The following is a 13,639-nucleotide window of genomic DNA, read 5'->3' on the forward strand; positions in this document are numbered from 1 at the left end:
AATGACAAAATTAACAGTTTTAGATGTCACATTGCGTGACGGTAGTCATTCAATGCGCCATGCATTTACAGAGCAGCAAGTGAGAGATGTAGCTCGTGGTTTAAGGAAAGCAAAGGTGAAATATTTTGAGGTATCACATGGCGATGGATTAGGGGGTTCTTCTCTGCAGTATGGCTTTTCAAAAGTAGATGAACTGAAGTTAATTGAAGCGGCACGAGAAGAATGTGGTGATTCGGCTATTTCGGTCTTAATTTTACCTGGTATAGGTGTAAAGGAAGATTTAAAAAATGCAGTGAAGGCTGGGGCTAAAATGGCTCGTGTGGCAACACATGTTACTGAGGCCGATGTTGCAGGACAACATATTTATTTAAGTAGAGAGCTAGGGTTGAAAACAGTCGGATTTTTAATGATGGCGCATATGGCTCCAACGTCCGTAATAGTAGAACAAGCGAAGTTATTTGAGAGATACGGTGCTGAAATTATTTATGTGACAGATTCAGCAGGTGCCATGCTCCCTCATGAGGTCAAGGAACGTGTAGCTGCATTAAAGTCGCATGTCTCTTGTGAAATTGGCTTCCATGCTCATAATAATTTATCGCTTGCCTTGGCAAATACGATAGCTGCTATCGAAACAGGTGCTACGTATGTGGATGGTAGTTTACGTTGTTTAGGTGCTGGTAGTGGTAATACACAAACGGAAGTAATGGTTGCAGTTTTTGATCGTCTTGGCTATGAAACTGGGATTGATTTATATAGTGTAATCGATGTTGCTAATGAAGTAGTTGCCCCAATTATGCCACGTCCGCAAGAAATAACAGGCTCTAGTTTAATGATGGGCTACACTGGTGTCTACTCTAGCTTTTTATTATTTACGCAAGAAGCAGCGAAAAAATATAACGTAGATGAACGTGAAATTTTAGTGGAGCTCGGCAAAATGAAAGCGGTAGGTGGGCAAGAGGATTTAATTGCAGAAATTGCTCGTAAGATAGCCAAGACAGTCTAGGAGAAACGGAGGGATAAGCCATGATGAAAACCGATACGCTAGATCAAATTGCGTATGAGTTGTATAAAGCAGAGCGAGATGTGTCTGAGGTCACGAAGTTTGTCGATCAATATCCAGAGCTGACGGTGGAAACAGCCTATGACATTCAATCCAAACTAATTGAACTCAAGCGTATGCATGAGCAAACAACCATTTCAGGGTTAAAGCTTGGCTTAACGAGTAAGGCTAAGCAACAAATGATGGGTGTACATGAGCCATCTTACGGCGTGCTATTAGCGAATATGGCGTTAAATCCACAACTGCCGATTTCCTTAAAATCTTTAATTCATCCGAAAATTGAGCCAGAGATTGCCTTTGTATTTAAAGAGGATTTACGGGGTCCAATTGCAACCGTTGCGCAAGTTTTGAAAGCAACTGATTATATTACACCTGCCATGGAAATGATCGATAGTCGTTATTTAAATTTCAATTTTACCTTACCAGATGTAATTGCTGATAACTCTTCTTCTTCGCGTTACATAGTGAGTTCACAAAAGTATGCGGTGAACGAAGTGGATCTTGTGAATATGGGCTGCATTTTCACGCACAATGATGAAATCTTTGCGACGAGTACAGCAGGTTCAGTAATGGGGCATCCAGCACGTGCCATTGCATGGATGGCAAATAAATTAATCGCTCGTGGACAACACATTCGAGCTGGAGATGTTGTGCTAAGTGGCGCGTTAACAGGCGCTGCAACAATGCATGCAGGAGATTGCTTTACTGTAAGCTTTGACGGAATGGAGTCATTAACAGTTGAAGTAGAGTAATAGAGAAGGAGGAAGGTGGAATGCCATTTATTCAAGTAACATTTATTGAGGGACGTACACCAGAACAAAAGGAGCGGTTAATTGAAGAACTAAGCAAAACCGTGTCATCTGTATTAGACGCACCACTTGAAACGGTTCGTGTGTGCTTAAATGAAATCCCAAGCACTCATTGGGGAATTGCAGGGAAGTCCATCCAACGTCGACAAAATGAATAATAAGGAGTGTCTACTATGGGGAATACACAAACGAAATTGAAAGAAGTTAAGCTATTTATTAATGGGGAATATGTTGAATCTTCTTCTCAAACATTATTCGAGGTAAAAAATCCTGCGACTCAGGAGATTATTGCAAAAGTCCATGAAGCAAGCTTTGAAGACGTGGATCGGGCGTGTGAAGCAGCAAGGCGAGCTTTTGAAGAAGGACCATGGCGTACAATGCCTTTATCTGAGCGTTTGGCGAAAATTCGTCGGATGGCAGAAATTATTCTAGAACGCAAAGAGGAGTTAGCGCGCTTAGAAGCATTAGATGTTGGTAAACCTTATCAAGTAGCATTAGAACGTGAAATCCCTCGTGCCGCAGAAAATTTGAAGTTTTTTGCTGATTTTATGGAACAGCAAGGCGGCGAAGTATACCCGATGGATGATGCTTATTTAAATTATACACGCTATGAGCCAGTAGGGGTTGCTGCGTTAATTACCCCTTGGAATTTACCGTTCATGCTAACAACGTGGAAGCTTGGTCCATGCTTAGCTTCAGGGAATACGGCGGTCATAAAGCCGGCAGAAATTACACCTTTAACCGTATCGTTACTCGGTGAGATTGCACAACAGGCAGGTATTCCAGACGGTGTAGTTAACGTTGTTCATGGCTTTGGGGTACAATCAGCAGGTGAATTTATGACGACTCATCCTGAAGTCGATTTAGTTTCCTTCACGGGGGAAACAACAACAGGGAAAGCGATCATGAAAAACGGTGCTGATTCATTGAAAAAAGTTTCCTTTGAATTAGGTGGTAAGGCAGCAAACATTATTTTTGAAGATGCGAATTTAGAAAAAGCTATCACGGTATCGATTCAAGCAGCATTTATGAATTCTGGTCAAGTTTGTCTAGCAGGGTCACGTATATTAGTGCAACGTACAATCTTAGATGAATTCCTTACACGCTTTAAAGAAGCGGCTGCAGCTTTAGTCGTTGGCGATCCGCAAGACTCAAAAACGAATATGGGACCAGTCGTAAGTGAAACACATTATAATAAGGTAACAAGCTATTTAAGTATAGCTGAATATGAAAATTCTACACTTATTTACGGTGGTGAACGTCCTGAATTACCAGTGCATTTAAGTACGGGTTATTATTTACAACCGACTATCTATTTACAAGAAAATCCGCAAGCCCGCATTTGCCAAGAGGAGATTTTCGGTCCTATCGTTACAATTATACCGTTTGATACGGAGGAAGAGGCACTTGCGATAGCAAACGGAACAGAGTACGGTTTAAATGCAGTTGTTTGGACCGAAAACTTACAGCGTGCACACCGTATTTCACATAATGTACGTGCAGGTACGATTTGGGTAAATTGCTGGTTTGTGCGTGACTTACGTGCCCCGTTTGGAGGCTTTAAAAAGAGTGGCGTAGGGCGTGAGGGCGGTCACCATAGCTTAGAATTCTTCACGGAAGCCAAAAATATTTGTATAGCGTTGAAGTGAGGGCTAGCATTGGTCTAATTCGGAGGTGGTATCTCAGAAGTGTTTCTGGGATACTTTTTTGGTGTGAAAAAGCTGTCCAATAACTTATTGAACAGCTAGAAGTGTATATAATTTGCAAAATATAACAATGAAAAAGCTATTGTAATACATAGTTGAACAACGGCACTTGCTACTAGGTAACCTCGGGGCTCACCTGCTTTTTTACGATAATAAATTTGCATAATAGAGTAGAGTGTAAATAAGCCGTATATAATCGTAGCGTGTATAGAATGCATCAGTAAATAGATAGCAAATAAAATACCTGCAAACAAGACTAGCATAATAGCGTTGGCGATTGCATGTTCAACTGTAGCCGCAACAAAACGTCGTTCAATATGAGGCATTCTTTTTTTTGCAAGCCATAGTGTGAAATGCATAAGCAATAAGAAGATATTTGCAATAAGAATCTTGATGGAAAGTTTATTATCATAGTAGTACTCCAGTGAATCAAATGCATTGTCGGATTGAATTGCTTGTTCTGTTACGACATTAAAGAAAGTATCATTATTAAGCACCTTCCATTTCTCTTGAGTTCCATCAGAATAGATAATCAACACATCTTGAGGTGTAAAGTAACCATTAGCTTCCCACTGTTGAGCTGTTACTGCAACTGAAGGTGCATGTTCCATTTGTTCTTGTAGCTGACTTAAAAGTTGCTTATTTGTATAGCATTCCTGAGGTACATAAAGGCATGAAGCTTTTGCGATGAACGTTTCTTTGTTTTCATTGCTGTGAACATAAACTTTAGAAATTGTTTTGTTTGTATCTGTTGTCAGTGGAGAGTTAGCAGGCCCTTGGATAAAGGACAACATTAAAATAGAAAGAACTGTGATAAATAACAAAGATACTGCAGGCATTTTCCAAGACTTTTTAATTGGTCGTTTTGCTATTGTAGTAGGTGTAGTAATATTGTGCAGTATTTTTTCCTGCTGCTGCTTAGTTAATTTGAGGTCGCGTAAATGTTGCCAGGATTCCTCATTGTTCCTCATCAAATTCACCTCCAAGTTGCTTTTTCAATGCGACAAGTGCACGTTTTAATGTGTTTTTTACTTTTCCTTCATTCCAGCCTAGTACATCACAAGTTTCCTGAATGGATAAACCCTCAATTTTACGTAAAATAATGACATCTCGATAAGTGAGCTTAAGTCTACTAATTGCAAGATAAAGGGTCTTTGCATCTTCTTGCTGGATGAGCCATTGGTGTGGTGAAGTTGGCTCAAGCTCTTCATGGACGTTTAAAAACGGTACAAATTGAATAAGTCTTTTCCTGCGGTAATGATCGTAAGCTAGATTACGTGCAGTACTCCTAAGCCAAGCGAGCTCTGCATCTTCTTTGATTGTCTGCTGATATTTTAAATAGCGGGCAAATGTCTCCTGTGTGAAATCCTCCGCTAATTTCTCATCATTGAGTAAGTAGTATAAATATTTAAAAATGGTTTGATTATGTAAGTAAAACAGCTCTTCAATCGTCAAAATGTGCACCTCCTTTCTCTTAAAGACGAGTGACTTTCTGAAAAGTATCATTTTACCAAAAAAAGCTCCTCATTAAAAATTAGGTATGACATTGTTGAAACGTATACTATGTATATAAGTTGATTGGAGTGGAGGCTGGGCGACTCCTTGGGGATCAGCGTCACAGATGAGACCCTGGAGCGAGCAACGCGAGTGAAGCGGCTCATCGGACGCCCCCAGGAAAGCGCCCAGTCGGAACGGAAATCAACCCTACGTTAAGATGATAATCTCCAAAAATAAAAAAGCAGAGAGTATTTGTACTCCCTGCTTATAAATCAATATATTATAGGTTAATAGCTTTTACTTCATCAATATTCTCAAGCTTTGCAACGAATGTTAAATCCTCTTCTGTTACAGCATTGTCGATTGTTAGCATCATGACAGCTGTACCGCCAACTTGTGCACGGCCAACTTGCATTGTTGCGATGTTTACATCTTTTTCTGCTAGCTTTGTTGCTACGCGGCCGATTGCACCTGGTTTGTCAGTATTTTTAATGTAAAGAAGGTGACCTTGTGGAATAACGTCAACAACATAGTCTTCTACTTTAACAATGCGTGCACCTAAACCGTTTAATAATGTACCAGCAACTGTGTGTGTTTCGTTTACTGTTTTAATTTCAATCGTAATTAAGCTAGTGAAACCTTTAGCAGTTGTTGTTTTGTGCTCATTAATTTTCATGCCGATACGTTCAGATAGGTAGCGAGCATTTACGTCATTCACATGATTACCGTGGTTTTTAGATAATAAGCCTTTTAACGCGTTTGACGTTAATGGACGAACATCATAATTTGCTACTTCACCAGCATAAGATAAGTTGATTTCTTTTACAGGCTCAGTTGTAAGTTGAGATAAGAATGAACCAAGTTTTTCAGCTAATTCAAAGAAAGGCTCTACTTGCGCAAGCAACTCTTTTGGAATAGATGGCATGTTCACTGGGTTAGTTACAGTACCCGTTTTATAGAATTTAATGATGTCGTTTGAAACGTCAACCGCTACAGATTCTTGTGCTTCAATTGTAGATGCACCTAAGTGAGGTGTTGCGATTACTTGCGGTAAAGTAAGTAGTTTATGATCTGTTGCTGGCTCAGATACGAATACGTCAAGAGCAGCGCCCGCTACTTTACCTTCTACGATTGCATCATATAAATCATCTTCATTGATAATACCGCCACGTGCACAGTTAATGATACGCACGCCATCTTTCATCATAGCGAATTTTTCTTTGTTAATAAGGTTGCGTGTCTCAGGAAGAAGTGGTGTGTGTACGGTAATGAAATCTGCAGCTGCACAAATTTCTTCAACTGTTGCTTTTGTTACCCCTAACTCTTTAGCGCGTTCATCTGTTAGGAATGGATCGTATGCCATAACGTCCATGCGTTGACCTTTTGCACGATATGCAACTTCAACACCGATACGACCGAAGCCTACAACACCTAAAGTTTTATTTTTAAGCTCAACACCAACATAAGATTTACGATCCCATTTACCATTTTTAAGTGTATTGAATGCTTGTGGGATATGACGAGCAAGTGAAGTCATCATGGCAATAGTGTGCTCAGCAGCAGAGTTAGTGTTACCGTCTGGTGCATTCACAACGATAATACCATGTTCAGTAGCAGCAGTTAGGTCAATATTGTCTACACCTACTCCAGCACGTCCGATAAGTTTTAAGTTTTTAGCCGCTTCAATTACTTCGCGTGTTACCGTTGTTTGAGAACGTACTAGTAAAACATCTACATCCGCAATTTTTGCGATTAATTCTTCTGGTGCAAGACCAGTATCGACGATGATATTTAAGTCTAAATCTTGTTCTTGTCGTAGTGGGAAAATACCATCTTCACTTAGTGGGTCAGCGATAAATACGTTAATTGTTTTAGTTGCAGTAGTCATTTGTAATTAGCTCCTTTTATTTAAAAATTGTTAGTGGTCTTTATATACGAAACAGTCTGAATTTTGTAAAACTAAATATCTTACAGCATGCAAACAATCTCCTTTCTAGAATAAAAAATAATAAAAAAGCCTTCCGCGCCTTACAAACACAAAGATTGTGTTGTAAGGGGCGAAAGGCTGAATAGACATTGGTTCGCGGTACCACCCTTAATCACTGCTTGAAAGATTTCTAGCAGTCTTAGCAATATGCGTAACGTGCATGAGACGGATAAGCTTACTTTGGAGATGTTCGGCTTATCTATTCAGGAGTGGAACTATTATCGTAGAAATCACTGATTTACACCAACCATCAGCTCTCTTTGGATTTTCTTGCGACTAGCATGTCTCCGTCGTTATATTTTCGTGTGATTAAATTTGTTAACATCATAATCCTTATTGTTCACCTTTGTCAACAATATTTCTAAAAAAGATTAAAAATCGTGACTTCAAAAGTCTGAAAAATACCTAAACACGAATATTGTTGTGTTTTATATTTTACATCGTTCGTCTTTTTAGAAAGGACATTGAAAGCGCTACCGATATATGTTAAATCAGATTACATGCGCTTTTAACAAATATTTGAGGTCGAAAATTATATGGGAATGAATTGGTGTTAAATGGATTACGTAAATAGAAACTTTCGTTGTTTAGAGGAGGAAAGCGAACATTTTTTATTGTCACATTTTCGTCAAAAATTCAATGTGTAGAAGGTAAACGATCAATTAGAGAAGAATGTAAGTAATTAAGATTGATTTTTAGGGGGCGTAGAATGATGTATGATGTAGCAATTGTCGGTGCAGGACTGGCAGGATTAGTAGCTGCTTGTGAGTTAGCGGATGCAAAGAAAAAAATTGTTTTAGTAGATCAAGAACCTGAAAATTCAATGGGGGGACAGGCATTTTGGTCCTTTGGCGGTATATTTTTAGTGAATTCACCTGAGCAAAAAAGGCTTGGTATTAAGGATAGTAAAGAGCTTGCCTGGCAGGATTGGCAAGGGACGGCTGGCTTCGATCGCTTGGAGGATGAAGATTCGTGGGCGTATAAATGGGCCAGGGCTTATGTAGACTTTGCAGCTGGTGAAAAATATAGTTGGTTAAAGTCTATGGGTATTAAGTTTTTTCCTGTCGTCGGTTGGGCAGAACGTGGAGGATCATTAGCAGGCGGCCACGGAAATTCGGTACCTAGATTTCATGTTGTTTGGGGAACTGGGCCAGGCATTGTAAAGCCGTTTGCTGAAAAAGTGAAAAAGGCCATAAAGGATGGTTATATAGATTTTAAACCAAGACATCGTGTAGATGAGTTTATTCTACAAGATGGAAGAATAACAGGGATTAGTGGAACAGTTTTGGCTCAAAGCTTTGCAATTCGCGGTGAAAAAAGCTCAAGGCTGGGCATAGGCGAATTTTCTTATGAAGCTGAAGCGGTTATTGTCGCGAGCGGTGGGATAGGTGCAAATTTTGACTTAATCAGAAAAAATTGGCCTGCTCGACTTGGTACACCACCCAAAAATATGGTCAGTGGTGTACCTGCTTATGTAGATGGCAGAATGTTAGAAATTACTGAGCATGCGGGGGGACGTATCGTTAATCGAGACCGCATGTGGCATTATACAGAAGGCTTGAAAAATTGGGACCCTATTTGGCCAAATCACGGCATTCGAATTTTGCCTGGTCCTTCATCATTATGGTTTGATGCAGAAGGCAATCGATTTGGAGCACCAAACTTTCCTGGTTTTGATACGTTAAGCACATTAGAAGCAATTCAAAAAACAGGCTATGATTACTCGTGGTTTATTTTAACTGAAAAAATTATTGAAAAAGAATTTGCATTGTCAGGCTCTGAACAAAATCCTGATTTAACAAATAAAAGTATTAGTGATGTTCTGAAACGCGTTTTGCCAGGAGCACCAGGCCCTATTCAAGCATTTAAAAATCATGGCGAGGATTTTGTGATTGCTAATGATTTAAAGGAGTTAGTCGAAGGAATGAACAAGTTGGCTGGCAATGACCTTCTTGATTTTATCAAAATAAAAGAGCAAATTTTAGCAAGGGATCGTGAAATGGACAATAAATTTACAAAGGACTTACAGGTTAATGCTATTCATGGTGCAAGAAACTATGTTGGTGATAAATTTGTGCGCGTTGCGAAGCCCCATAAAATATTAGATCCCAAAAATTGGCCACTTATTGCGGTGCGTTTAAATATTTTAACGCGTAAAACACTAGGAGGCTTACAGACAAATTTGAATGGTGCTGTGTTAGGAATGGATGGTCAGCCTGTACCGGGTTTATTTGCAGCTGGGGAAGTTAGTGGTTTTGGTGGTGGCGGTGTACATGGTTACCGTGCTTTAGAAGGGACATTTGTTGGTGGGTGTTTATTTAGTGGTCGACAGGTAGGGCGTTACTTGGCAAAAAGAGAATGAAGAAAAATTTAAGTGAGATATAGAAAGCCCTAGTGAGAGGGAGATTGCTCGGGTAAGCCGGGAAAGTGATCGGGTACCGTGGGAAATCGCTCGGGTAAGGCGAAAAACTGCTCAGGTATCATGGACAATTAGGTACCAAAATATCTGTTCTGTAAAACGCGTAATCACTCAGGTGAAACAGAGTACCACTTTACAAACAAGATAGAGAAACTCAAAAAAATATGAAAGAGCATCACCACAAATGGATGATGCTCTTTTTTCTTATAAAGAAGAACTTTGAACTTGAGCGATTTTGACGATTTGTTCCTCAATCTGCTCTTTTGTCCAACCATTTTCTTCAACGAAGAAGTTACGTTTTGCGCGGCGGCATTCGTCAGAACAGCTACGCATATAAAAGGCCTCATGCTTTTCCTCGCAAAGCATTAACTTATGGCATTCAGGGTTTGCGCAGTTTGTATAACGTTCTGTCGGTTCACCAGTGAAGAAATCCTTACCGACAATCACATGCTCAACCTGATTAATTGGTACACCACGACGTCGATCAAAGACAAACATTTGTCCATCCCATAGTTGACCTTTTACCTCAGGGTCTTTAGCATACGTGGCAATTCCACCATGTAACTGACCAACACTTTCTCCATAGCCTTCACGTTTTAACCAGCCAGAGAATTTTTCACAGCGAATACCACCTGTGCAGTAAGTTAAAACTTTCTTGCCAGCAAAATCTTCTTTATGGTCCTCCATCCAAGCTGGTAGGTCACGGAAGCTTTCAATATCTGGACGAATAGCGCCGCGGAAATGTCCGAGGTCATATTCATAATCATTACGTGCATCAATAACTACCGTATTGTCCTCCTGCATATGTTCCATAAATTCCTTTGGCGATAAATAATCTCCTGTTATTTCTAAAGGATTAATATCATCTTCTAAACCAAGGTGAACAATTTCTCGACGAGGGCGCACATGCATTTTTTTAAAGGTATGCCCTTCGGCTTCGTCTATTTTCCACATAATGTCGCTAAAACGAGGGTCTGCCTTCATATGATTCATGTAAGCATCAGTTTGCTCGACTGTACCTGAAACGGTTCCATTAATGCCTTCATATCCAACTAAAATACGACCAAGAAGCCCGATTTCTTTACAAAGTGCTAAATGTTCCTCTGCGAATGCTACAGGGTCTTCAATAGCTATATATTTATAATAAAGTAATACACGATAGTCTTTCTGTGTCACAATCATTAACCACCTTTAAATCAATTTCGTCCGTGAACTACCCACCACTTAAAACCTAATAGTTTTTGAAGTGGGGGCTTCTCGACTCATCGTTGCTTTTAGTAGCCAACGAAAACTGACCGAGCTATCCCTCTTGTTCCAAAAGTTCTTTTTGTTATGTTAACGCTAATAAACGTAATCCTTCATGTTTGATGTTGATAGCGGCATTCCAGTCCCTGTCTGCTACAAACCCACAATCGCAGTGGAACGTACGCTCAGAAAGAGATAGGGACTCCTTTACTTGCCCACAATTGGAACAAGTTTTGGAAGATGGAAACCACTTGTCTATTTTGATCAATTTTTTTCCTTGCCCCTCTAACTTATACCTAAGAAAAGTTGTGAACATGCCCCATGCATTATCTGCAACACTTTTACCAAAATGGAGGGCTCGTGATATTCCCTTCATGTTGAGATCTTCAATTACCACGCAATCATAGCGTTTTGCTACTTTATGCGATTCTTTATGCAGAAAGTCTTTCCGCTGGTTGGCGATCTTTTCATGTAACTTTGCTACTTTAAGACGCTGTTTGTGCCAACGTTTAGAATCTTTCTTTTTGCGTGATAGAATACGTTGTTCTTTCGCTAATTTTTCCAAGGCTTGACGATAGAAACGAGGGTAATTGGCTGTCTTACCTTCTTCGCTATCGACAAATAAGCCATTCATGGCAAAATCTAACCCAACAACATCTTGTACTTCTTTTTGTACCGGTTGATGTTCATATTCGGTAAGAATAGAAACATAGTATTTTCCCGTTTTCGTGCGAGATACCGTACAAGACTTGATGAGATGGTGGGACGGAATTTCCCGATGTTGCTTTATTTTTACAAGTTTCAGTTTTGGTAATTTGATAGCGCCGTCCAAAAGCATAATGTTTCCGTTGACCACATTGGTTGTATAGGATTGCTTTGCATTCCGATTTTTGAACTTCGGAAATTCCGAGCGATCAGAGAAGAAATGGTTGTATGCTTGCTGCAAATTTAGTTGAGCGTTTGCCAGGGCAAGGCTGTCCACTTCTTTAAGCCATGCAAACTCCTCTTTATATTTAGCAGGAGTCGGGAACTTTTGTCTCTTTAATGCCTCCTTGTCGTCCTTGAACTGCTCAGCCATTTCTTTTCGCTCCGAAAGCATTTTGTTATAGACAAAACGAACACAACCGAAAGTTTTCGCAAGAAGTTCTTCTTGTTCTTGCGTTGGATACAGACGAAACTTATAGGCTTTGTTTTCCATATCAAATCACCTCACTTCATACCTTATTTTCTAATATAAGCATTTATAAGCATTCATGAACTTTGATATTTCGGGGATATAACAATCTTTTATCTATCTAAAGCTGATTATATCATGGCAAAAATAAGAGACAACTTTAAGCGACACCTAACCGAAATTCTTTTCCCGCTTTCACTGGTGCTGTCACACTTTCATATTTAGAAGTGGGAGGCTTCTTTTGGAGGGAAGTTAAATATAGCATATCAAGTGCTATTTTGCGTAGGATAGAAGGAGTTTTCTAAAAAAACGCGAATAGTACATAGTGAATGACTATTCATATTTGGGGGTGTGTTGGGATGGAATTTTCAACGATTACATTAGAAAAATTAGAACGCCGTGCAACATTAACTTTAAATCGACCACATGCCATGAACGCCATGGACGATGTGATGATGCGTGAACTAGCAGAATGCTTTGAAGCACTACAGCAAGAACAAGACATACAAATTCTCGTTATTCGTGGGGAAGGAAAAGTCTTTTCAGCAGGTGGCGATATTAAAGCGATGCTAGATCCAAATAAGCCACTTAATATTAATGAGGCAATGGTTTATTTAACACGTATTGTCAAAGCATATTATCAGCTACCGATGATCGTTATTGCAGCAGTTCATGGAGCATCAGCTGGATTAGGCTTTAGTCTAGCGCTAGGGGCAGACATAGTTGTGGCATGTGAAAATAGTAAGCTTGCTATGAATTTCATAGGCATAGGGCTCATCCCTGACGGTGGCGGTCACTTCTTTATGAAGGAACGTGTGGGTACTGTCAAAGCTAAACAAATGATTTGGGAAGGTAAAGTATTAACTGCATCGGAAGCACATGAGGAAGGGTTAATTGACTATGTTGCACCAGATGGAACTGTTTTTGCAATTACTGACCAACTAGTTGGAAAAATGCTTGCTTCTCCAATTGCATCGATGATTACGACTAAAAAAATTCTACATGCTCAAAATTTACCACAATTAGAGAGTATTTTATCAATGGAAGCAGAGGGGCAAGCAGCGATGCGTAAAACGGCCGATCATTTAGAGGGAATCCATGCGTTTGTAGAGAAAAGAGCACCTGCCTTTGTAGGAAAATAAATTTAACTTCTTTCAGCAAATGTCTTTTGTACCGAAAGCGTAGCGACAGGTACAGAAGTCTCCCATCTCTATAGGTGGTGAGATGAATGCGGGTTTAAGCTACTTTTCAGCGGGTGTCCAAACACCTGCTGAAATAGAGGAACTCAGTCTAAGAACGCCACGTCCTGTGGCAACGACTGAGTGACCAACATCATGTTGGCCTAAAGCCTCCGGACGCAATTATGCCGAGGCATAATTGATAAAAGTAAAAGGCGCGTAGTAAAGTTTACTACGTGCCTTTTACTAGCCATTTTTAGACATGGAATAAAATTAATTTACCTGAAGAGTTAACTAGGCGATGAGTTTTGTTGGCAACACCTTTTTCTTCGATTTGTTGTAGACCGTTGATTTTTGCAGCCTCATCGTTTTCGAATTTCCATGTTTCATCAAACAATGTTTCCCCAGTTTTTTCAAAAGCTGTAAAACGATAATTCTCCATACAAACCCCACCCTTTACTTAAATATATATCTATTATACATAGAAGGTTTATAAACTTCACGGTAAAACTAGCGAATATTTTGATAAATCATAAAAGTTGTGGAAAATTTAAGGCAATACGA

Annotated in this window: 12 protein-coding genes and 1 other annotated feature; of the genes, 6 read left to right on the forward strand and 6 right to left on the reverse strand. The window is 39.7% G+C overall.

Annotated elements, in window-relative coordinates; translation table 11 throughout:
* The first annotated feature begins 1 nt into the window (after nucleotide 1).
* The 4 genes from dmpG to ABH968_RS18695 are packed head-to-tail and all read left to right on the forward strand — an operon-like array spanning nucleotide 2 to nucleotide 3,518.
* On the forward strand, nucleotides 2-1,003 hold the full coding sequence (gene dmpG / locus ABH968_RS18680) for a 4-hydroxy-2-oxovalerate aldolase (RefSeq protein ID WP_370046360.1): 1,002 nt from the start codon (nucleotides 2-4) through the stop codon (nucleotides 1,001-1,003).
* A gap of 20 nt (nucleotides 1,004-1,023) precedes the next feature.
* The gene (locus tag ABH968_RS18685) at nucleotides 1,024-1,812 is read left to right on the forward strand and encodes a 2-keto-4-pentenoate hydratase (protein WP_370046361.1); all 789 of its coding nucleotides are present in this window, start codon (nucleotides 1,024-1,026) and stop codon (nucleotides 1,810-1,812) included.
* Nucleotides 1,813-1,832: 20 nt separating this feature from the next.
* Nucleotides 1,833-2,027: a 2-hydroxymuconate tautomerase family protein gene (locus ABH968_RS18690; RefSeq protein WP_370046363.1), complete on the forward strand. Its 195-nt coding sequence runs from the start codon at nucleotides 1,833-1,835 to the stop codon at nucleotides 2,025-2,027.
* Nucleotides 2,028-2,042: 15 nt separating this feature from the next.
* Nucleotides 2,043-3,518, forward strand: a complete 1,476-nt coding sequence (locus ABH968_RS18695; protein ID WP_370046365.1) for an aldehyde dehydrogenase — start codon at nucleotides 2,043-2,045, stop codon at nucleotides 3,516-3,518.
* Nucleotides 3,519-3,613: 95 nt separating this feature from the next.
* On the opposite strand, the gene ABH968_RS18700 is transcribed toward ABH968_RS18695, so the two are convergent.
* The 3 genes from ABH968_RS18700 to serA all read right to left on the reverse strand — a co-directional run bounded on the left by ABH968_RS18700 (nucleotide 3,614) and on the right by serA (nucleotide 6,960).
* Nucleotides 3,614-4,546 (reverse strand): hypothetical protein, encoded by a 933-nt coding sequence (locus ABH968_RS18700; protein ID WP_370046367.1) that lies wholly within the window; start codon nucleotides 4,544-4,546, stop codon nucleotides 3,614-3,616.
* Entirely contained in the window at nucleotides 4,533-5,030 is a 498-nt protein-coding gene (locus tag ABH968_RS18705; protein ID WP_370046369.1) for an RNA polymerase sigma factor, read from the reverse strand. Before ABH968_RS18705 ends, ABH968_RS18700 begins: the two co-directional genes overlap by 14 nt.
* Before the next feature lie 322 nt (nucleotides 5,031-5,352).
* A complete protein-coding gene (gene serA, locus ABH968_RS18710) occupies nucleotides 5,353-6,960 on the reverse strand; it encodes a phosphoglycerate dehydrogenase (protein WP_370046370.1) in 1,608 nt (535 codons plus the stop codon).
* 162 nt (nucleotides 6,961-7,122) lie between these two features.
* Nucleotides 7,123-7,362: a binding site (T-box leader), on the reverse strand.
* A 406-nt stretch (nucleotides 7,363-7,768) separates the two neighbouring features.
* Here serA and ABH968_RS18715 point away from each other — a divergent pair.
* The gene (locus tag ABH968_RS18715; RefSeq protein ID WP_370046372.1) at nucleotides 7,769-9,421 is read left to right on the forward strand and encodes an FAD-binding dehydrogenase; all 1,653 of its coding nucleotides are present in this window, start codon (nucleotides 7,769-7,771) and stop codon (nucleotides 9,419-9,421) included.
* 261 nt (nucleotides 9,422-9,682) lie between these two features.
* Here the strand turns inward: ABH968_RS18715 and trhO are convergent, their stop codons facing one another.
* Both trhO and ABH968_RS18725 read right to left on the reverse strand, forming a co-directional pair.
* Nucleotides 9,683-10,654 (reverse strand): oxygen-dependent tRNA uridine(34) hydroxylase TrhO, encoded by a 972-nt coding sequence (gene trhO, locus ABH968_RS18720; RefSeq protein ID WP_370046374.1) that lies wholly within the window; start codon nucleotides 10,652-10,654, stop codon nucleotides 9,683-9,685.
* A gap of 154 nt (nucleotides 10,655-10,808) precedes the next feature.
* Nucleotides 10,809-11,921 carry an RNA-guided endonuclease TnpB family protein gene (locus tag ABH968_RS18725; RefSeq protein WP_370046376.1) on the reverse strand — a complete coding sequence of 371 codons (1,113 nt, stop codon included), beginning with the start codon at nucleotides 11,919-11,921 and terminating at the stop codon, nucleotides 10,809-10,811.
* 335 nt (nucleotides 11,922-12,256) lie between these two features.
* Here ABH968_RS18725 and ABH968_RS18730 point away from each other — a divergent pair, with 335 nt between their 5' ends.
* On the forward strand, nucleotides 12,257-13,039 hold the full coding sequence (locus ABH968_RS18730; RefSeq protein ID WP_370046378.1) for an enoyl-CoA hydratase: 783 nt from the start codon (nucleotides 12,257-12,259) through the stop codon (nucleotides 13,037-13,039).
* 292 nt (nucleotides 13,040-13,331) lie between these two features.
* On the opposite strand, the gene ABH968_RS18735 is transcribed toward ABH968_RS18730, so the two are convergent.
* Entirely contained in the window at nucleotides 13,332-13,517 is a 186-nt protein-coding gene (locus ABH968_RS18735; protein ID WP_053485764.1) for a YhzD family protein, read from the reverse strand.
* Between the last annotated feature and the right edge of the window lie 122 nt (nucleotides 13,518-13,639).

The organism is Lysinibacillus sp. RC79 (assembly GCF_041262405.1).
Taxonomy (GTDB): domain Bacteria; phylum Bacillota; class Bacilli; order Bacillales_A; family Planococcaceae; genus Lysinibacillus.